Raw genomic sequence first — 20,123 nt, 5'->3', positions numbered from 1 at the left:
TCCGCCCTCCTCGCTGGGTTAAATTAATGTAACAACCGGCGACAAAGCAGCAACAGACACACAACATCCTCTCCTGTTGGCTACGATTTGCACACGGATTATCCGTGAGTCATGTCGTGTGGATTAAAATAAACATCAGGAGATGTTATGAAGTCGTCCTTATTCAGCCGCTACACCTGCTTTGTGCTGAGCATCTTGCTCACCCTGGTTTTCTTGATCATGATGCGCAACCATCCGTGGTTCTGGCTGCCGGCCCTGGCCTGCGGTGGCTTGATGGTACTGGGTATCTACGATCTCACGCAGCAGCGCCATGCCATTTGTCGCAACTACCCGATCATCGGTCGCCTGCGCTTCTTCTTCGAATTCATCCGTCCGGAACTGCGCCAGTATTTCCTCGAGCAGGATAATGAAGAGATCCCGTTTTCGCGCACCCAGCGCACGCTGGTCTATCGCCGCGCGAAAAATGAGATGGGCGACAAACCGTTCGGCACCCTGCTGGACGTGTACCAAACCGGCTATGAGTGTATCGGCCACTCCATGCGGCCGGTGGAAGCCGCCGACCCGACCAGTTTCCGCATCACCATCGGCGGCGCCGACTGCCGCCAGCCCTACTCCGCGTCGATATTCAACATTTCGGCCATGAGCTTCGGCGCGCTCTCCGCCAACGCCATTCGCGCACTCAACCTCGGTGCGGCCAAGGGCAATTTCTACCACGACACCGGTGAGGGCAGCATCAGCCGCTATCACCGCGAGAACAACGGCGATCTGGTGTGGGAACTGGGCAGCGGCTATTTCGGCTGTCGCACCGCCGACGGCCATTTCGATCCGCGGCGCTTTGCCGAGCAGGCGCAAAGCCCGCAGGTGAAAATGATTGAAATCAAGCTCAGCCAGGGCGCCAAACCCGGCCACGGCGGCATTCTGCCGGCGAAGAAGGTGGATGCGGAAATCGCCGCCACGCGCGGTGTGCCGGAAGGCGTCGACTGCATCTCGCCGGCCTCGCACAGCGCCTTCACCACTCCGCTGGAGATGATGCATTTCATCCAGCAGCTGCGCGAGCTGTCGGGCGGCAAGCCGGTCGGTTTCAAACTGTGCATCGGCCATCCGTGGGAGTTCGTCGCTATCGTCAAGGCGATGCTGCACACCCGCATCCTGCCGGACTTCATCGTGGTGGACGGCAAGGAAGGCGGCACCGGCGCCGCGCCGCTCGAACTCTCCAACTATATGGGCATGCCGCTGCGCGAAGGGCTGCTGTTCGTGCATAACACGCTGGTGGGCTGCGGCCTGCGCGACCAAATCAAGATAGGCGCCAGCGGCAAGATCATCAGCGCCTTCGACATCGCCAGCGTGCTGGTGCTCGGCGCCGATTGGGTGAACTCGGCACGCGGCTTTATGTTCGCCGTCGGCTGCATCCAGTCGCAAAGTTGCCATACCAACCACTGCCCGACCGGCGTGGCAACGCAAGATCCGCTGCGGCAAAAGGCGCTGGTGGTGCCGAACAAGGCGGAGCGCGTCTACCACTTCCATCAAAATACGGTGAAAGCGCTGGCGGACATGCTGGCGGCGGCCGGCGTCAGCCGCCCGGAGCAACTGACTTCGCATCATATGCTGCGCCGCATCACGCCCACCGAGATCAAAGTGTACGCCGATATCTATTACTACCTGGAACCGGGCGCGCTGCTGCAGCCGGAGATCAAAAGCGAGTTCTACGCCCGCATGTGGCGCATGGCGACGCCCACCAGTTTCGATCAGGCGATCTCGCTGCCGACGGCATGATGGGATAAAAGAGAGTTGCCCCCTCGCCTTGGGGAAGAGCATATGGAGAGGGGTTGCTTGCTACGGCGGCCCTCCCCCTCAACGGCGAGAGGGCGTGTCGGTTACTGATTGCGCACCGGCGCATCGCCGGCGACGTAATAGTCGGCGGTGCTGCGCGGCAGCGGCGCGCGCTGACGAATGCGGTCGGCGATCTTCTCGGCGATCATGATGGTGGTGGCGTTCAGGTTGCCGGTGATGATCAGCGGCATGATCGACGCATCCACCACCCGCAATCCTTCCATGCCGTGCACCCGGCCTTGGCCATCGACCACCGCCATCTCATCCTCACCCATCTTGCACGAGCAGGACGGGTGGAAGGCGGTTTCGGCGTGCTCACGCACGAAAGCGTCCAGCTGCTCGTCGGTCTGCACCTCCGGCCCCGGGCTTATCTCGCGGCCGCGGTATTCGTCCAGGGCCGGCTGCGCCATGATCTCGCGCGTGATGCGAATGGCGTCGCGGAACTCCTGCCAATCCTGTTCAGTCGACATGTAGTTGAACAGAATGCTCGGGTGCTGGCGCGGATCTTTCGATTTCACCTGCACCCGGCCGCGGCTCGGCGAACGCATCGAGCCGACGTGCGCCTGGAAGCCGTGCTCTTTCACCGCGTTGCTGCCGTTATAGTTAATCGCCACCGGCAGGAAGTGATACTGAATGTTCGGCCAGGCGAACTCTGCGCGGCTGCGGATGAAGCCGCCGGCCTCGAACTGGTTGCTGGCGCCGATGCCGGTGCCGTTGAACAGCCATTCCGCGCCGATTTTCGGCTGGTTGAACCATTGCAGCGCCGGGTACAGCGACACCGGTTTCTTACAGGCGTACTGCAGGTACATCTCCAGATGATCCTGCAAGTTTTCCCCGACGCCCGGCAGATCGTGCACCACGTTGATATCCAGGCTGTTCAGCAGCGCCGCCGGGCCGACGCCCGAACGCTGCAGGATCTGCGGCGAGGCGATGGCGCCGGCGCACAGCAACACTTCGCGGCGCGCTTTGGCGTGGGTCAGCTGATTGCTGTCGCCCTGCAAATAGTTGACGCCCACCGCACGCTTGCCGTCGAACACGATATGGTCGGTCAGCGCATGGGTGACGATTTTCAGGTTCGGCCGCGAACGCGCCTGATCCAGATAACCGCGGGCGGTGCTGGCGCGGCGCCCTTTCGGCGTCACGGTGCGATCCATCGGGCCGAAGCCTTCTTGTTGGTAACCGTTCAGATCGTCGGTGCGCGGGTAACCCGCCTGCACGCCGGCTTCCACCATCGCGTGGAACAGTTCGTTGTTACCGGCTTTCGGCGTGGTGACGCTCACCGGGCCCTCGCCGCCGTGGTAATCGTTCGGGCCGATATCGCGGGTTTCCGCCTTGCGGAAATACGGCAGACAATCCAGATAGGTCCAGTCTTCCAGACCCGGTGCCTTAGCCCAGTTGTCGAAATCCATCGCGTTGCCGCGAATGTAACACATGCCGTTGATCAGGGACGAACCGCCCAGCCCTTTGCCGCGGCCGCATTCCATCCGGCGATTGTTCATGTGCGGCTCAGGATCGGTTTCATACGCCCAGTTATAGCGGCGGCCTTGCAGCGGAAACGCCAGCGCGGCCGGCATTTGGGTACGGAAATCCATCCGGTAATCCGGGCCACCGGCTTCCAGCAGCAGGACGCTGACGTCGGCGTCCTCGGTCAATCGGGTGGCTAACACGTTGCCGGCGGAACCGGCACCGATAATGATGTAGTCAAATTCCATTCATTATCTCCTTACTTTATAGAGGCCTGGTCAGGCAAAGACGCGCAGCGCGGCTCGGCAACAGGCTGTGTATTTGGGCTCTCTAGAAATTGTCGGCCGCAGCCAACGCAGCTGCGGCTCGAAAGACGGCGGGAAGATCAGAATACCGAGGCGTATTCGCCCAGCTCGACCTGCACCGATTTGATCTGGGTGTAATGTTCCAGCGTAGTCAGGCCGTTCTCGCGGCCGACGCCAGACTGCTTGTAACCGCCGACCGGCATTTCCGCCGCCGACTCACCCCAGGTGTTGATCCAGCAAATGCCGGCTTCCAACTGGTGGATCACGCGGTGCGCGCGAGCCAGATCGTTGGTCACCACGCCTGCGGCCAGGCCGAAGGTGGTGTCATTGGCGCGGCGCACCACTTCCTCTTCGCTCTGGTAGCTGAGAATGCTCATCACCGGCCCGAAGATCTCCTCGCGCACGATTTCCATGTCGTCGCGGCAGTCGCTGAATACCGTCGGCGCCACATAAGCACCCTTGCCGAATTCGCCGTGGGTAACGCGTTCGCCGCCGCACAGCAGGCGCGCGCCGCTATTCTTGCCGCTCTCGATAAAGCGCAGCACCGACTCCATGTGCGCGAAGCTGACCAGCGGCCCGAAGTTGGTCTGCGGATCGGTCGGATCGCCCAAGCGAATGCGCTTCACGCGCTCGAGGATTTTCGCCTCAAACTGCGCCTGCAGCGCGGCCGGTACGAAGACGCGGGTGCCGTTGGTGCACACCTGGCCGGAGCTGTAGAAGTTGGCCATCATGGCGATATCGGCGGCGCGATCCAGATCGGCGTCGTCGAAAATAATCAGCGGCGACTTGCCGCCCAGCTCCATGGTGACTTCCTTCAGCGTCGACCCCGACGCGTTGGCCATCACCTTCTTGCCGGTTTTCACCCCACCGGTGAAAGAGACTTTGGCGATACCCGGATGGTCGGTCAGATACTGCCCCACCTCCGCGCCGCTGCCGGTCACCACGTTGAATACGCCGTCCGGCAGGCCGGCTTCGGTGTAAATTTCCGCCAGCTTCAACGCCGTCAACGACGTGACTTCACTCGGTTTGAAGATCATCGCATTACCCGCCGCCAGCGCCGGCGCGGACTTCCACAGCGCGATTTGAATCGGATAGTTCCAGGCGCCGATGCCGGCCACTACGCCCAGCGGTTCGCGGCGGGTGTAAACGAATGAGGTTTCGCGCAGCGGGATCTGTTCACCTTCAATGGCCGGGATCAGGCCGGCGTAATATTCCAGCACGTCGGCACCGGTAACGATATCCACCGCAGTGGTTTCCGACATCGCTTTGCCGGTATCCAGCGTTTCCAGCGCCGCCAGCTCATCGTTGCGCTCGCGCAGAATATCCACCGCGCGACGCAGGATGCGCGAACGCGCCATCGCCGTCATCGCCGCCCACACCTTCTGCCCACTGGCCGCGCTGGCCACCGCACGATCGACGTCTTCAGCGCCGGCGGACTGGACTTCAGCCAGAACTTCGCCGTTCGCCGGGTTAATGGCGTTGAAGGTTTTTCCAGCGGTGCTGTCTACATAGGCGCCATGAATATAGAGCTTCTGCAAGCCAAAACGGGACATAGGATCTCCTTGGGTTATCCTCCGGGCGGCGTCTGCCCCCGGAGTTGGAACGTGATGTATTCGGTCGTGAGCGCCAACGCCTGCGACTGATTGAACGCCGAACCGCGCAGCGCGCTGCGCAGCCACAGTCCGTCGATCAGCGCCGCCAGCCCCTTGGCCGCCAACCGCGCCTGCGGCTGCGGCATAACGCGACGAAACTCGGCGCACAGGTTGGAATAGAGCCGGCGGCCGTTCACCTGCTGCAGCCGGTTGAGCTGCGGTTGGTGCAGACTGCTGGCCCAAAAGGCCAGCCAGGTTTTCATCGCCGCGCTGTTGATCTGGCTGTCGTCGAAGTTGCCGGCGACGATAGCCTGCAGCCGCGCCGCCGGGCTGTTATCGGTCAGCGCCTGCAACCGCAGCTTCACCGCCTCACCGAGATGGCTGATCAGATAGCGCATCGTGGCTTCCAGCAGGCCGTTCTTGTCCTTGAAATAATGGCTGATGATGCCGTTGGAAACGCCTGCCCGCCGCGCGATCTGCGCGATGGTAGCGTCATGCATTCCCACTTCGTTTACCGCGGCGAGCGTGGCATCAATCAACTGCTGCCTTCTGATTGGCTGCATTCCTACCTTTGGCATATTTCGACTCTCACAAAACCGACTTCGGCCTTATCTCAGCGGACAAATTTCACTGCCGTTTCGCCCGTGATTCAGGTCATCATGAGGACTATTAAACTTTTTTTTGATTGAACGTTCAATAAAAATTGCATATATTTTATTGCCGCCTGGTTAAAAATTTGTACTATCTGGTTGTGGAACTGGCTGATTTTTGTGAGGTAATTAACGAATCTGACCAAAATCAGTGGCTGTAAGCGGTTCCCGCCGCGAAGCGCTCCGGTGCTTCGTTGACAGGCGAAAGCGGCGTTACTCAGGCCATTCCCGCGGGGATGGTCGCCGCCTTCATTCGCCCGTATTCCGGCAGCGCCAGCGCGCTCCGGAATACGGAGCGGCACGATTTTACTCAGTTCAGAGGATGACGATGACAACACGCGAAACCTCCTCCAAACCGCAGCAGGACCGCCTCAACCCTGTGGTTTTCTTCACCTCGGCGGGGCTGATCCTGGCCTTCTCGTTGATGACCATCTTTTTCACCGACTTCTCCGGACAGTGGATTACCCGCACGCTGAATTGGGTGTCGACCACCTTCGGTTGGTACTACCTGCTGGCGGCGACGCTGTACATCGTGTTCGTAGTGTTTATCGCCGCCTCGCGCTTCGGTTCGATCAAGCTCGGGCCGGAGCAGTCCAAGCCGGAGTTCAGCCTGATGAGCTGGGCGGCGATGCTGTTCGCCGCCGGCATCGGCATCGACCTGATGTTCTTCTCGGTGGCCGAACCGGTGACCCAGTACATGATGCCGCCGGAAGGCGATGGCCAAACGCTGGAGGCCGCGCGCCAGGCGATGGTTTGGACACTGTTCCACTACGGCCTGACCGGCTGGTCGATGTATGCGCTGATGGGTATCGCCCTCGGCTACTTCAGCTATCGCTACAACCTGCCACTGACCATCCGTTCGGCGTTGTACCCGATCTTCGGTAAGCGCATCAACGGCCCGATCGGCCACAGCGTGGACATCGCCGCGGTGCTCGGCACTATCTTCGGCATCGCCACCACGCTGGGTATCGGCGTGGTGCAGCTCAACTACGGCCTCAAGGTGTTGTTCGAGATCCCGGAAAACTTGACGGTGCAGGGCTCGCTGATCCTGCTGTCGGTGATCATGGCTACCATCTCCGTCACCTCGGGCGTCAACAAAGGCATCCGTATCCTGTCCGAGCTGAACGTACTACTGGCGCTGGGCCTGATCCTGTTCGTGCTGTTCTTCGGCGACACCGAATTCCTGCTCAACGCCCTGGTGCTTAACGTCGGCGATTACGTCAACCGCTTTATGGGCATGACGCTCAACAGCTTCGCCTTCGATCGGCCGGTGGAGTGGATGAACAACTGGACGCTGTTCTTCTGGGCCTGGTGGGTGGCGTGGTCGCCGTTCGTCGGTCTGTTCCTGGCGCGCATCTCGCGCGGGCGCACCATTCGCCAGTTCGTGGTCGGCACGCTGATCATACCGTTCGTGTTCACCCTGCTGTGGCTGTCTATTTTCGGCAACAGCGCGCTGTACCAGATCATTCACGGCAACGCCGAGTTTGCGCAGGAAGTGATGCAGTTCCCGGAGCGCGGCTTCTACAGCCTGCTGGCGCAATACCCCGGCTTCACCTTCAGCGCCTCGGTGGCCACCATCACCGGCCTGCTGTTCTACGTCACTTCGGCGGACTCCGGTTCGCTGGTGCTGGGTAACTTCACCTCTCGCCTGGCCGACATCAATAATGATGCGCCGAATTGGCTGCGGATTTTCTGGTCGGTGGCGATCGGTCTGCTGACCATCGGCATGCTGATGACCGACGGCGTGCCGGCGCTGCAGAAAACCACGGTGATCATGGGCCTGCCGTTCAGCTTCGTGATCTTCTTCGTGATGGCCGGGCTGTATAAATCGCTGCGAGTGGAAGACTACCGCAAAGCCAGTGCGCTCAGCACCCTGGCGCCGGTGCCGGTCTCCAGCCACGACGTGCTCAATTGGAAACAGCGCCTGTCGCGGGTGATGAACTACCCGGGCACCCAGTACACGCAGAAAATGTTGGATAAGGTTTGCCGCCCGGCGATGCAGGACGTGGCGCGTGAGCTGGAGTTGCGCGGCGCGAAAGTGGAGTTCAGCGAAGTGCCGCCGACCGAGGACGAGCGTCTGAACCACCTGGAGCTGCTGGTACACCTTGGCGAGGAACAGAACTTCATCTATCAGATATGGCCGATGCGCTACTCGGTGCCGGGCTTCACCTATCGCGCCCGCTCCGGCAAGTCGCACTACTACCGGCTGGAAACCTTCCTGATGGAAGGCACCCAGGGCAACGACCTGATGGACTACAGCAAGGAACAGGTGATTGGCGATATCCTCGACCAGTACGAGAAACACCTGAACTTCCTGCATATTCATCGCGAAGCGCCGGGGGGTACCCTGACCTTCCCGGATATGTGATAGCCGGTCAATAAGCGAAAGGGCGTAGCCAGGCTACGCCCTTTTTTATGGCTGCTCGGCCGGCAAGTCGGCTTTCAGCAGCACCAGGGAACCGGCCAGCAACACCAGATCCTTGATCAAAAAGCTGGTGGCGCCGGCCATGGCCGGAAAACCGCCGGCGGAAGGTTCCCAGGCGCCCGGCGTGGAAAAGATCAGCGTCAGCGTAGTCAGGTAGGTCACCGTCGATCCGATCGCCCCCAGCAACCCCAGCCGCCGCGACCAGAATCCCGCCAGCAGCAGCAAACCGAAGCTCCACTCGGCGACGCCCAGCGCATAGCTGGCGCCGCGGATGCCGAATACCTGATGCATCCAGCCCAGCAGCGGACTGTTACCGATCAGCGGCACCAGCCCCTGCGCCTCGTAATCAAACCACTTGGCGTAGCCGAAGGCGGCAAAGATCACCACCAGCGCCGCGCGCATAAAGATAACGTCCCCGTTCGAGCGCTGAAAGCGCCGCAGCCATGTCGCCTGCATCATCCTCTCTCCTTAGGTTGCCCGCGGCCACTGCGGTTCGCTCGCTTGCGGCCGCGGGGTGCGGCGGCTCAGTGCCCCATCGCGTCCTTCTTCATCTCGTCTTTTTTCATGCCGTCTTTGGCCATGCCATCCTTTTTCATGGCGTCTTTGCCCATCTTGTCTTTCTTCATGCACTCCTTGCCCATGCACTCTTTCTTCATGCCGTCTTTCGCCATGCCGTCATGTGACATCTGGCTCATGCCGTCCTTTTTCATCGCGTCTTTGCTCATGCCATCGGCGGCGTTGGCACCGGCCACACCCAGCATCAGCGCGCTACACATCATCATCGCGAATAACTTTTTCATGGTATTTCCATCCGTCATGTCAAAGGCACCGGAGTGCCGGAGAATGGCCGGCGGTCGCCTCAGCTGCCGCCAAACCAGTTGTAACCCTGGTCTTCCCAGTAACCGCCCGGGAAGCGGTTGGTGACCTCGATCACCTGAATGTGTTTCGGATTCTTGTAGCCGAGCTTGGTCGGCATGCGCAGCTTCATCGGGTAGCCGTACTTGCGCGGCAAGATCTGGCCGTCATAGGTCAGCGCGATAATCGTCTGCGGATGCAGCGCAGTGGCCATATCGATGCTGGTGTAGTAGTCGTCGGCGCATTTGAAGCTGACATAGCGGGCGCTCAGATCCGCGCCGATCGCCCGGAGAAAAGCCGCGAACGGCACGCCGCCCCACTTGCCGATGGCGCTCCAGCCCTCGACGCAGATATGGCGCGTCACTTGGCTGACCTGCGCCATCCGGTGCAACTGCGGCAGGCTCCAGGCGCGCTTGTCCCGCACCAGCCCGGCCACTTCCAGTCGGTAATCGTCGCCGTTGATGTCCGGCGCGTCCTCCTCGGCGTAAAAGGCGTTGAACGGGAACGGCCGGGTGATCATCGATTCCGGGTAGACCGGCGCCAGGCGATCGCCGTTGAACAGCCACCCCTGCACCCGATCGTTGAAACGCGAAATGCGGCTCAGCGCCTGTTCAACATTGACGTTGTCGCTGAGATCGCAGCCGGTGAGCATGGCGATGCCGCCCAGCGTCAGGCCGTTGCGCAGAAAGCGGCGGCGCGAAGGCGCGCTCAACAGCCGCTGCGCTTCTTTGACGATCGCCTGCCCTTCAATGATCGTCATGATCTGTTTATCCTTTTCCATCATTCACTCCTTAGCGTCCGCGCAGCATGGCCAGCAGCGTCCGCGGCACCAGCGCCACCATCACCAGGTGAATCGCGACGAAGGCCACCAGCGCCGACATGGCGAAAAAGTGGATATAGCGCGCCGCTTCATAGCCACCGAGCAGCATGCGCAGCAGCGGAAACTGTACCGATTTCCACAGCACCAGCCCGGACAGCGCGCTCAACACGCCGATGACCATCACCGACAGATAGGCCACGCGTTGCACCATGTTGTAGTGGCGCAGGTCGGCGTGTTGCAGCCTGCCGCGCAGCGCGGCGCCTGCATCAGCGAGAAACTGCCGTGGACTGAGCGGCCAATACTTGCGTTTGAAACGCCCGCTGGCCAGGTTGAACAGCAGGTAGCACAGCCCGTTGACGCCGAACAGCCACATGCCGGCAAAATGCCACTGCAGCGCGCCGCCCAGCCAGCCGCCGAGCGTCAACTCATTGAGAAAGCTGAAGTTGAACAGTGGGGAGGCGTTGTAGATGCGCCAGCCGCTGGTCACCATGATCAACATCGCCAGTGCATTCAGCCAATGCGTCAACCGCAGCCACAGCGGATGCACCGTCTGTCGTTGTTCCGGGGTGAGAGTGAGGCTCATAACGTTTCCTGCCAGCTAACGATGCGATGAGCTGAGTATTCCCCGAATTTGTTCCCCAAGACCTCACGCAAAGTTAAATAAAATGTGATAACTCCGCCGGTGGGGGTTGTGTAGACTTCAGAGAGGAGCAGGCAATCAGCGGTAATGAGAATGGACAAGCCAAAACGAATTTTAATTGTCGAGGACGACGGCGACATCGCCGAGCTGCTGCAGCTGCATCTGCGCGACGAGGGTTACGCCATCAGCCACGCCGCCGACGGCAATCAAGGCATGACGATGCTGGAACAGGGCGGCTGGGATGCCCTTATCCTCGATCTGATGCTGCCGGGCGTGGACGGATTGGAGATCTGCCGCCGGGCGCGCACCATGACGCGCTACACGCCGATCATCATCACCAGCGCGCGCTCCAGCGAGGTGCACCGCGTGCTGGGGCTGGAACTGGGCGCCGACGACTATCTGGCCAAGCCCTTCTCCATGCTGGAGCTGGTGGCGCGGGTCAAGGCGCTGTTTCGCCGCCAAGAGGCGATGAGCCGCAACCTGCGCATGGACGCTGGCGTGCTCAGCTTCAACGATCTGACCATCGATCCCATCGCCCGCGAGGTGCGCCTGCGCCAGCAGCCGGTCGAGCTGACGCCGCGCGAATTCGACCTGCTGTACTTTTTCGCCCGCCACCCGGGCCAGGTGTTCTCGCGCCTCAGCCTGTTGAATCAGGTCTGGGGCTATCAGCACGAGGGGTATGAGCACACCGTCAACACCCATATCAACCGGCTGCGCATCAAGATCGAGCGCAACCCGGCGGAACCCGAGCGCATCCTCACGGTGTGGGGCATGGGCTATAAATTCGCGGCCGCGCCGCAAGAGTGAGCCATGAAAAACCTTACGTTAGCGCAACGCCTCACGCTGATCTTCGCGCTGCTGATCGTCATCGGCTGCGCCTTTTCCGGCTGGATGCAGGTGCGCAGCAGCACCCAGTACAGCCAGGCGGTGATCCAACGCCTGTCCGGCAACCTGGCGCAGCATATTGCCGACAGCAACCCGCTGCTGGGGGCGAACGGGCCGGATCCGCAGGCGGTGCATGCCCTGTTCGATCAGCTGATGGCGGTGAATCCCAGCGTTGAGGTTTATCTGCTCGACAAGCAGGGCGCGATTATCGGCAACGCCGCGCCGGCCGGGCATCTTAAGCGGCAACGGGTGGCGCTGCCGCCGCTGAAGGCGCTGCTCGATGGCGCGCCGATGCCGGTGTATGGCGACGATCCGCGCAGCGCGGTCGGGCGCAAGGTGTTCAGCGTCGCGCCGCTGAAGGTCGACGGCCGGGTCGAAGGCTATCTGTATGTGGTCTTGCTCGGCGAAGAGTACACGGCGCTGGCCAGCAACGCCCAGTTCAACTCGGCGGTCAGGATGGCGCTGTGGACCTCCGGGCTGATGGTGCTGTTCAGCCTGCTGGCTGGGGGGTTCGCATTTTATTGGGTGACGCGCCCTATCCGTCGCCTGACCCGGCAGGTGAGCGCGCTGGACAGCGGCGGCATCGAGGCGGTGCAGGCCTACGCGGCGTTGCCGGCGGTGCGGGCCGGGCGCGACGAAGTCAGCCAGCTGCAGCAGGCCTTCCACCGCATGGCGCAGCGCCTTGCCGAACAGTGGCAAACGCTGGCGCAGCAGGATCGGCTGCGGCGTGAATTCATCGCCAACGTCTCGCACGATCTGCGCACCCCGCTCACTTCGCTGCACGGCTATCTGGAAACGCTGTCGGTCAAGGCCGCCACTCTCAGCGAAGCCGATCGGCGGCGCTACCTGGAGATTGCGCTGGCGCAGAGCCGCAAGGTGGGCAAGCTGGCACAGGAGCTGTTCGAACTGGCGCGGCTGGAGTACGGCGTGGTGAAACCGCAGAAGGAGCCTTTCTCCCTCAGCGAGCTGTTGCAGGACGTGTTCCAAAAATTTGAGCTGGCAGCGGAGGCGCGCAACCAGCGGCTGCACGCCGACATCGCTCCCGGCATTCCGCCGGTGTTCGCCGATCTCAGCATGATTGAGCGGGTGCTGACCAACCTGCTGGACAACGCCATTCGCCATACGCCGCCCGGCGGCGACATCGGCGTGCGGCTGTGGCGACAGGACGATCGGGTGATGGTGCAGGTCAGCGACAGCGGCCCCGGCATTCCGCAAACGCTGCGCGCCGATCTGTTCGTGCGCCCGTCTGTCCTGAGCGGCGCCCGGCGCCCTTCCGGCGGGCTGGGCCTGATGATCGTGCGGCGCATCCTGCAGCTGCACGACAGCGACATTCAGCTGATCGAACAAGCGCAAAGCGGCGCCTGTTTCCGTTTTGCCATTCCGCCGCATTAATCGAGGCAGCTGCGATCGACGCTGATAAATTTGTCGTTATAGATAATGAATTTCTGCCCCTTCAGCCGAATACCGGCATGGGTCAGCGTATCGCCAGGGCGCAGGTATTCGGTGACGCCCTCTTCATCCGTGCTGTTGCAGCCTGGTTTGATCAGGAACTTGAAGTAGGTGTTGCCGGTGTTGGTGAGCGTACCGCGTTGCGCATCGAGCCGATAGGCAAAGTTTACCTGACGCGGGCGCACCACCAGAATGGTGTCCATCACCACGATCGGCTCCAGATTGACGCCGCCCCCCCGACGCGGCCCCGGCTCGAACAATCGGGTCGGCACTTCGCGAAATGATACCCGGTAATAACGCTCGCGATTATCCTGCGGCCCGCGGTAGAAAAACTTGTAGTACTCTGCCTGCCCGGCCTGCAGCGTCAGCTGGCGCGGCGCGAACAGCAGCTCGCCATCCGCCGGCCGGCTGCGCACCTCGCGCTCTCCCGGCCGATCGATGGCACGAATGCTCACCTGATACAGGCGCGCGCTGCGGTTGTTATTCAACACCCGCTTGGCGGTGAATGAGCGGTCCTGCTCAATGACAAACGTCAGGGTACCGACATTGATCGCGGCGGCGGTAAACGGGAAGGACAAACACAGCAACCCTATCAGCACAAGTTTCACACCCTGTCCTCAATTGATGTTGCGCCAAGTGGCTTCAACGTGAATTTCACCGGCGGCGCTGACATCGCCATACCAACCGTTGCCGTCGACGGTTCTTAGCGAGATCGGATTATTCATCGGAATACTAAAGGTCACGCGGGTCTTGTTCAGAACCCCCACTTCGCCGGAGATATCATTCCACGGGGTGCTGCTCCAGAGCGCGTTGGTCATGTCGTGCCACTGACCATCGCAACCGGCGGCGAAGCTCTGCTGGCCATTGGTGCTGGTGGTAATGCCGAGGATGGCGGGGAACGGCACCTGGGTACTGTTATCCGCAGAAGAAAAGAGGCAATAGTTCACCCCGTTGATCGCCTGAGTAGGCCCGGTCGCCATCACCCTCACCTGGTCGGCAGCGGTTTTACCGCTGGTGGTCACGAAGTAGCTGAACTCCAGCGGCGGCTCCGCCGGGCCGACATAACCTTCACGGTGTGGGCTGTTGTCGTAATCATCGGAAATAATGCTGATGCTGAAATCGCGCGGCTTGATAATCAGCTGGTTTGAGGTGGAGAACTCATACCATCCCGACTCCGGTGAGGTGGTGTTCTGAAAACGGAAATTGATCAGATCGCGAGTGCCGCTGTCGGAAATCCCCAGCGCGACCATCTGTTTGAAGAAGTTGCTGGAGAAGAACACATAGACGGCATTGCTGCTCTTCAGCTCGTTAAAGGTATAGTAGCTGCCGGTGCCCGACGTATTTTTCCAGGTGTTGCCGTTCAGACTGAACTGCAGATCGGCGGCGTTCACCGCTGAAGACAGCGCTGCATGGCTAATCGCCGGGAAAATATGAATCGAGGTATTGCTGACGCTGCCGTCGGTCTGCAAATCGTAGCTGACCATCTTGCACATGATGCCTGAGCGGGCGCCGATGGTCTGGTTCTTGCAATCGGCATTGCCCTCGCCGATGATCGGCACCCCATCGCTGTTGACGAACACCTCCGATACGGCGTTGGTGTTGATAAAGCGCAGGTGGGCCGCCTTGCTGTGCGTGACGGTGCGCTTATACCAGCTGCCGCTGGCCTGATCCCGACAGCGGCCGCCGGCCGCGGCGTCGTAGGCCACCGACGTTTGGCAACCGTTGATCTGCATGCTGAAAGCTTCGCCTGCCGCCATCTGTTTCAGATACTGATAGAAGCTCGGCGACATCATGCCGTGCATCCATTTGGCGCCGCCGGGCGTGACCACGGCGCCGTAAAATCCCTTTTCGTCGGTGGTCTGCGGCAAAATCAAACTGGTATCCATATTGCAACCGGCATACCAGTTGATGCAGCGCAAACCGAGGAACGGATTCTTTATCGGCGCGTTTTCCAGCCACATGTCATAACGCCAGTTGGCATTCAGCCCCGTGTTGTAGCCATTATCCACGTACCCCAGGCTTTGCTGATAGATAGTGCCGGAACCGCCGTATTTCAGCCCGGTCCACTTGTTGGCGCCGGTCATGCGCGGATCCAGCCCGCCGGCCGGCGTGACGAAAAAGTTGTCGTCGGCGTTGTTCTCCACGAAGACAAATTTCATTACCGCCGCATCCGGCCAGTTGGTCTGGCTGACCGCCGCCTGCAGCGCGGGGGCGACCAGCGCCAACAGCAATAGCGCAACGTTAGCTCTCATGGTCAGACTCCCCGGATGACATATTGCCCGCATAGGTTTTCAGCCCGGTGCAGATCACGTCGCCGACCCACACGGCGCCTTGCGCCTTGCTCAGATCCAAATCCACTTCGCATGTCTGATTGCCGCTGTGGGTAAAATCGATAACCGGGAATTTCTTGTCGACGTCCATGATAAATTCGCCTTTCTCATCGGTGCGGGTGCGGCCGATATGGTTCTTGATATAGGCGTTGGCCAGCAGCGTGCCATCCTCCGCCTTGATGCGGCCGAACACCGTCACCATCTGTTTTATCTCCGGCGAGATCACCGCCACGTTACCCGGATACAGGGTGAGCTTGCTCTTGCGCTTGGTAATGATGTCGAAGCTCTCCGCCGAGTTCTTGTTGTTCATCAGCTCAACGTCGTACTGACCGTACGGCGACAACGGCAGGTAATTCCTCTTGCCGCTCAGTTTCACCATCCGGCCGTCAACCCGCGCGGTCAGCAGGCCATCATTTTCAATGCCGGTATTGAAGATAATCCCGGCGTTGCCTTCGTTGCGGCCGCTGATGGCAATATCACGCCCTTGCCAGCCCACGCTGCCGCTCGCAGTCAGACTGCTGTTAACGTAGCCGTCGGCGGAGCTGCTGACGTTGAACGTGCCGGTGGAATACTTTGTGTCGAAGCGCGCATAGCCGCCGCCGTTGAAGCGGTTGTCGCCACGGGTATCACCGGAAATCGCCCGCGACAGGTTGGCGCCCAGGGTGCGGATCGGCCCGTCTTTGATGTCCTTGCGCGCCGCCAGATTGGCGGTGGTGTAGCCGTTCTGGTTGGAAACGCCGGCGCTGAACCAATTGCCCATCGGCAGTGAAAAATCGAGCGCGATGTACTTGCCGGTATTGGCGTTGCTGCTGCCGTTGTTGTAGCGTTGCACGCCCGCACGCACGCCAAGCGTGCCGAAACGGCCGGTAAAGATGTTCTGGTAATAATCGGCGTTGTAATAATGGCTGTCGTTCTTTTTATCGGCGTTGTAGCTGGCGCTCAAGGTGCCTAGCGGGGACCACAGCGCGCCCAGGTTTAGGCTGCCGCCAACGGCGCGGTTATAGGCGTCATTTTGCAACAGACGCTCGCCAATCTGCGTTTTTTCCTGGTTGATCCACACGCTGCTGAAGCCGCCGGGCAACGCGGCGCTGACGCTGTTGACCAGGCTCCAGGAGCGATCGGAAGCCGCCATATTTTGCAGGTTGATCTGAATCGACTCGGTCACCGGCAGGCTGACGCGGCTCTCGCCGACGGCGTTGCCGTCAAACGAGTACCCCGACAGCGCCCAATTAAGCGTTTGCAGATTGCCGGTAGCCGAAGCGCCAAGCAAATAAGAGTCCTTTGCCGGACGGTGGCGCTCCCGTTCGCCGCGCCAGTCATCCATGCGCAACATCCCACCCCAGAATTGCCAGGCCAGCGGCGCATTGGCGCCGCGATTGGGGCTGAAAAGTTTATTCACTCGCTGCATGCGTTTATCCACCACTTTACCGTTGACCACGATCTCCACCTCTACGTCATAAATACCGTAGGGCAGACTGCCGGTGTCGACTTCATGGTTGCCCATCGTGAAGTTTTGAACGCTGAGCAGCCGCCCGTCGCGCGACAGGTGCACCTCGCCGGCCGAGGGGAAAAACACCACGATCGGCGTCAACGATTGGGAATTATCGAATACCGTCGAATTGGCGCGGTTGCCGTATGACAGACCATAAATCTTGCTCGAGTTGATGGTCGTGACCGGCCCCAGCGACTGCAGATTCCAGCTGTCCAGCATGCCGGCGGCGAAACGGCGGCCGGCGAAATCGCGCTCGTACATCGCTTTGTACAGCGTGGCGTTTTCATCGCCGCTGCCGATACCGTAGAGTGAACCGTTCAATTCGACGTGGTGTTCACGCAACGCCGTGACGCTGTTGAGCGATAAATAACTGGAGGTATTGCCTTCGCTGGCGCGGGCCCGGTTGTCGTAGACCCCGAGGTTATAATCCAGCGTGCTGCTTACGGCATCCACGCTGGACGCGCCGATGTCGCTCGAGCGCGCGCGCAGCACCGTTCCCAACGCGGATTCCTTCACCACCAGCTGCAGGTTGAGCTGCCGGAAATCCAGCGCCAGCCAAGCGTCGTCCGCTATCCGGATATGCTGCTGCCGATCGAATGGCGCATCCTGCAAAGCCTGCAGCTGGTCGGCAATCGCCGCCGTCAACCGGGCGCCGTCGTCGTTATCCTCCAGCGTCACCCGACGAATCTTTAGCCTGTCCTGATCCAGATAGAGAAAGGCATGGCCTATGCGGCTGTCATCTTTGACACCATCGCCCTTTTCATAATGCAGCAACAGCGGAATACTCATCCCTTCGCGCAACGCCAGGCTGAAGGTTTGCGGGATCAGCACGCCGTTAATCTGCGTCAAACCGGCCGCCATCGCCATACGGTCAGGCAACAGCGTCGGCAGCGCCAGTGCACCGGCAGCCAAAAGCGTTTTCAACAGCACAGCGTTCACATGCCACTCCTTGCGTGATTGTTTTGCATCCATCGTGGATAACGCGCGCATTACTTCACCGGGATAAACTGTTCGCCGTGCCACAGCGCGACGCGCCCTTTTTTGTCGTTGACGTCAACCTTGCTGAAGGCGCGCTCCTTCCCCGGCATCACGAAATAGTTTTCCTTGCAATCGCTGCCGTCTTGCTTGTTCCTGCAATTGCCGTAGGCCACCACTTTGAACGTGGCATTGCCGGTGTTTTTGATCCGCCCGTTGGCGAACTGATAGGCGAAGCGATCTTGCCGAGGCGCCACCACCAAAATGGTGCCGATGCGCGCCGACGTGGTAGCCACGGCATTACGCCGAGCCGAATTTTGCCCCGCCTCGCTCAGCGCCTGATCAAACCAAACGATGCGGTAGTAACGCTCCTGGGCATCATTCGGCCCCTTGTAGTAAAAGCGGATCACATCGCTGGCGTTGGCCGGCAAGATAAGACTGGCGGGCGACAGCAGCATTTCATCCCGGCTGCTCATCGGGATTACCGTCCCGGAGGCCAGGGGACTGGAAATGCGTTCGATCTTGATGTTTACCAGCCGGCCGCTGTCGGTGGTGTTTTTGATTTCCTTACTCAGGCGCGCGCTGTCGCCTGGCATGAAGGAGCTGATCTCACCCACATCGAGTGCCAAAGCCGGCCGCAGCAGCATTAACATCAGGGTGACGGCGAGAGAAAAGCGAGTCATTGCGGTATTCCACTGGCGTTGATGAGCGGTAAATAGCAGGGGGTCTCCCCCCTGCCAGATGCAGATCGTTCGGGGGATTAGGAAGTCCAGGTCGCGTTGAATTCGACGCTGACGTCGCCGCTCCAGATACCTTCAGGCAGCGTGCTGAAATCCGTGACGGCGGTGGTGCCGTTTGACGTCGCGCCGATGATGCTGAAGGTGAACTGATCCTGCGCGCTGGTGCGGCCGGCCTGGTTGTAGGCGTTGGACAAGGCGCTCAGATTGCCACCCAAAATGCCGGCGGTGGTGTCGATCATGGTAGTTTCAGCCGTTTTGCCTACCACCGCACCGTTATAGTTCACCCCGACTTCCAGCGTAGAACCGGAAGTATCCAGCTGAGTCAGCGTATTGGAGACCAGTTTTGAGGTCAGTTTGAAAGCGGTGGCCGTGGTATCACCTTCCACGGTGACGTCAAACAGGCCTTTCTGGCTGTTGAAACCCTTAATGCCTTCTGCATAGTTGAAGGTCAGACTGCCAATCGGCGTCACAACCAGTTTGCTGGTGGTGTCTTTCTTGGCGGTCGCAGACCAGGTTGCCAGCGCCTGAGCGGTAACGTCGGCGGCTTGAGCAGTGCTGACCGCTGCAAAGGCGGAAACGATCGCCAGAGCCAGTGTCATTTTCTTCATGGTATAACTCCCTTCAATGTTAAATATGTTTTCTTTCTTTCGTCCATTCTCAGCCAGCCGTTTGCATCACTGCGTTTAGCCAGTCTGCTTGACGCCACAAGAATATCCCCAGCCGTTCAAAAAAGAATCATTAACTATTAAAGTTCAAATATTTAGATTTAAATACCGAAATTAATATTTTAACCACCACTAATCACATTAAAAGTCGGGTTAAGCATTTGATGAAAGCACAATCATATTGTGGTTTAACCCCATCAGGCCGGTCATTATTTAACCGCCAAGCAACGCTGTTCGTCCTTCCCATATCGGTGCAGAATTTCAGCGCCGGCGTCGTTCGTTAAGGGGAAGATTGATTGGATTTACACAGGGGAGCAGCAGCCAATCAAGATCGGCCGCTGTAGAGAAAAGGTGGCTTCTCGCCACGTATCAGGAAGGGTATCGGGTTCTCATGGTAAGAATCAGCCACATAAAGCCGGCCTGATTGAGGCCCAGTTTTCGCATAATATTCAGTTTATGGGAGCTTATGGTTTTGTAACTTCGCCGGGTCACGTTGGCGATGCTTCGTGGAGATGCGCCGGCAACCATCATGGCCAAAACTCGCCATTCAGTGTCAGATAATGCAGCTGCAGAGTGCACCAGTCGGGCGCGAATATGCGGGGAACGATAGCCGGAGAACTCACCCGCAGCCGCAATGGCGTCACTCAGGCAATGCAAAGGATCATCTTTTGCCACTATAGCTATGCGCGCATCCGTCGCCAACAACGCTAATATACCGGGATGTTCTACAGCGGTGAAAATCACCAAAGGGATTTCCGGCCAGACATTTTTTGCCGTCAGAATGAACCGTAATACATCATACAAATATTCTCTCTGATGATATAACTCCATAATAAGCGCGCGAGGCTTTCCCTCTTTCAATCTCTCCTCCAGCTCCCTCAAGGTATCGATAAAATACCTGTCATCTGTTCGGGTAACGAGAAATGCTTCCATTCCTCTTCTCACTAAATAGCTGGGTTCGAAAAATAGCAGCGCATCACCGTTAACCATACATAATCACCATAAT

General features: G+C 59.8%; 18 protein-coding genes. 4 read left to right on the top strand and 14 right to left on the bottom strand.

Annotated elements, in window-relative coordinates; translation table 11 throughout:
- The first annotated feature begins 147 nt into the window (after positions 1-147).
- A complete protein-coding gene (locus EGY12_RS14325) occupies positions 148-1,773 on the top strand; it encodes an FMN-binding glutamate synthase family protein (protein ID WP_123894353.1) in 1,626 nt (541 codons plus the stop codon).
- A gap of 101 nt (positions 1,774-1,874) precedes the next feature.
- On the opposite strand, the gene betA is transcribed toward EGY12_RS14325, so the two are convergent.
- From betA to EGY12_RS14305, 4 genes are all read right to left on the bottom strand, one after another.
- Positions 1,875-3,542, bottom strand: coding sequence for a choline dehydrogenase (gene betA / locus EGY12_RS14320; protein WP_123894351.1), 1,668 nt, complete (start codon positions 3,540-3,542; stop codon positions 1,875-1,877).
- A 137-nt stretch (positions 3,543-3,679) separates the two neighbouring features.
- Positions 3,680-5,152 carry a betaine-aldehyde dehydrogenase gene (betB, locus tag EGY12_RS14315; RefSeq protein WP_123894349.1) on the bottom strand — a complete coding sequence of 491 codons (1,473 nt, stop codon included), beginning with the start codon at positions 5,150-5,152 and terminating at the stop codon, positions 3,680-3,682.
- Between the two features lie 14 nt (positions 5,153-5,166).
- Positions 5,167-5,769: a transcriptional regulator BetI gene (gene betI, locus EGY12_RS14310; RefSeq protein ID WP_038880897.1), complete on the bottom strand. Its 603-nt coding sequence runs from the start codon at positions 5,767-5,769 to the stop codon at positions 5,167-5,169.
- Positions 5,770-5,840: 71 nt separating this feature from the next.
- A complete protein-coding gene (locus tag EGY12_RS14305) occupies positions 5,841-6,179 on the bottom strand; it encodes a hypothetical protein (RefSeq protein WP_123894347.1) in 339 nt (112 codons plus the stop codon).
- Here EGY12_RS14305 and EGY12_RS14300 point away from each other — a divergent pair.
- Entirely contained in the window at positions 6,170-8,209 is a 2,040-nt protein-coding gene (locus EGY12_RS14300) for a choline transporter (protein WP_123894345.1), read from the top strand. The two genes, EGY12_RS14305 and EGY12_RS14300, sit on opposite strands and share 10 nt — an antisense overlap.
- A 45-nt stretch (positions 8,210-8,254) precedes the next feature.
- Here the strand turns inward: EGY12_RS14300 and EGY12_RS14295 are convergent, their stop codons facing one another.
- The 4 genes from EGY12_RS14295 to EGY12_RS14280 all read right to left on the bottom strand — a co-directional run bounded on the left by EGY12_RS14295 (position 8,255) and on the right by EGY12_RS14280 (position 10,524).
- The gene (locus tag EGY12_RS14295; protein ID WP_123894343.1) at positions 8,255-8,725 is read right to left on the bottom strand and encodes a YkgB family protein; all 471 of its coding nucleotides are present in this window, start codon (positions 8,723-8,725) and stop codon (positions 8,255-8,257) included.
- A 65-nt stretch (positions 8,726-8,790) separates the two neighbouring features.
- A complete protein-coding gene (locus tag EGY12_RS14290; protein ID WP_123894341.1) occupies positions 8,791-9,066 on the bottom strand; it encodes a pentapeptide MXKDX repeat protein in 276 nt (91 codons plus the stop codon).
- 59 nt (positions 9,067-9,125) lie between these two features.
- A complete protein-coding gene (locus tag EGY12_RS14285; RefSeq protein ID WP_123894339.1) occupies positions 9,126-9,902 on the bottom strand; it encodes a molybdopterin-dependent oxidoreductase in 777 nt (258 codons plus the stop codon).
- Positions 9,903-9,912: 10 nt separating this feature from the next.
- On the bottom strand, positions 9,913-10,524 hold the full coding sequence (locus tag EGY12_RS14280; RefSeq protein ID WP_123894337.1) for a cytochrome b/b6 domain-containing protein: 612 nt from the start codon (positions 10,522-10,524) through the stop codon (positions 9,913-9,915).
- A 150-nt stretch (positions 10,525-10,674) separates the two neighbouring features.
- Here EGY12_RS14280 and EGY12_RS14275 point away from each other — a divergent pair, with 150 nt between their 5' ends.
- Together EGY12_RS14275 and EGY12_RS14270 are read left to right on the top strand one after the other, a co-directional pair.
- Positions 10,675-11,388: a response regulator transcription factor gene (locus tag EGY12_RS14275; RefSeq protein ID WP_123894335.1), complete on the top strand. Its 714-nt coding sequence runs from the start codon at positions 10,675-10,677 to the stop codon at positions 11,386-11,388.
- Positions 11,389-11,391: 3 nt separating this feature from the next.
- On the top strand, positions 11,392-12,858 hold the full coding sequence (locus EGY12_RS14270; RefSeq protein ID WP_123894333.1) for an ATP-binding protein: 1,467 nt from the start codon (positions 11,392-11,394) through the stop codon (positions 12,856-12,858).
- Here the strand turns inward: EGY12_RS14270 and EGY12_RS14265 are convergent.
- The 6 genes from EGY12_RS14265 to EGY12_RS14240 all read right to left on the bottom strand — a co-directional run bounded on the left by EGY12_RS14265 (position 12,855) and on the right by EGY12_RS14240 (position 20,050).
- Complete coding sequence (locus EGY12_RS14265; RefSeq protein WP_123894332.1) at positions 12,855-13,523, bottom strand: fimbria/pilus periplasmic chaperone; 669 nt, start codon at positions 13,521-13,523, stop codon at positions 12,855-12,857. The genes EGY12_RS14270 and EGY12_RS14265 overlap by 4 nt on opposite strands.
- Before the next feature lie 9 nt (positions 13,524-13,532).
- Positions 13,533-15,167, bottom strand: a complete 1,635-nt coding sequence (locus EGY12_RS14260; protein ID WP_123894330.1) for a hypothetical protein — start codon at positions 15,165-15,167, stop codon at positions 13,533-13,535.
- The gene (locus EGY12_RS14255; protein WP_305792265.1) at positions 15,157-17,709 is read right to left on the bottom strand and encodes a fimbrial biogenesis outer membrane usher protein; all 2,553 of its coding nucleotides are present in this window, start codon (positions 17,707-17,709) and stop codon (positions 15,157-15,159) included. Before EGY12_RS14255 ends, EGY12_RS14260 begins: the two co-directional genes overlap by 11 nt.
- Before the next feature lie 17 nt (positions 17,710-17,726).
- Positions 17,727-18,395 (bottom strand): hypothetical protein, encoded by a 669-nt coding sequence (locus EGY12_RS14250; RefSeq protein WP_123894326.1) that lies wholly within the window; start codon positions 18,393-18,395, stop codon positions 17,727-17,729.
- A 77-nt stretch (positions 18,396-18,472) separates the two neighbouring features.
- A complete protein-coding gene (locus EGY12_RS14245) occupies positions 18,473-19,060 on the bottom strand; it encodes a common pilus major fimbrillin subunit EcpA (RefSeq protein WP_123894324.1) in 588 nt (195 codons plus the stop codon).
- A gap of 426 nt (positions 19,061-19,486) precedes the next feature.
- Complete coding sequence (locus EGY12_RS14240) at positions 19,487-20,050, bottom strand: LuxR C-terminal-related transcriptional regulator (RefSeq protein ID WP_253722815.1); 564 nt, start codon at positions 20,048-20,050, stop codon at positions 19,487-19,489.
- Positions 20,051-20,123 lie beyond the last annotated feature (73 nt).

This window comes from Serratia sp. FDAARGOS_506 (assembly GCF_003812745.1).
In the GTDB taxonomy this organism is placed as follows: Bacteria; Pseudomonadota; Gammaproteobacteria; order Enterobacterales; family Enterobacteriaceae; genus Serratia.
Note: the sequence above shows the minus strand (reverse complement) of the source record. Positions and strands in the feature narration are given on the sequence as shown.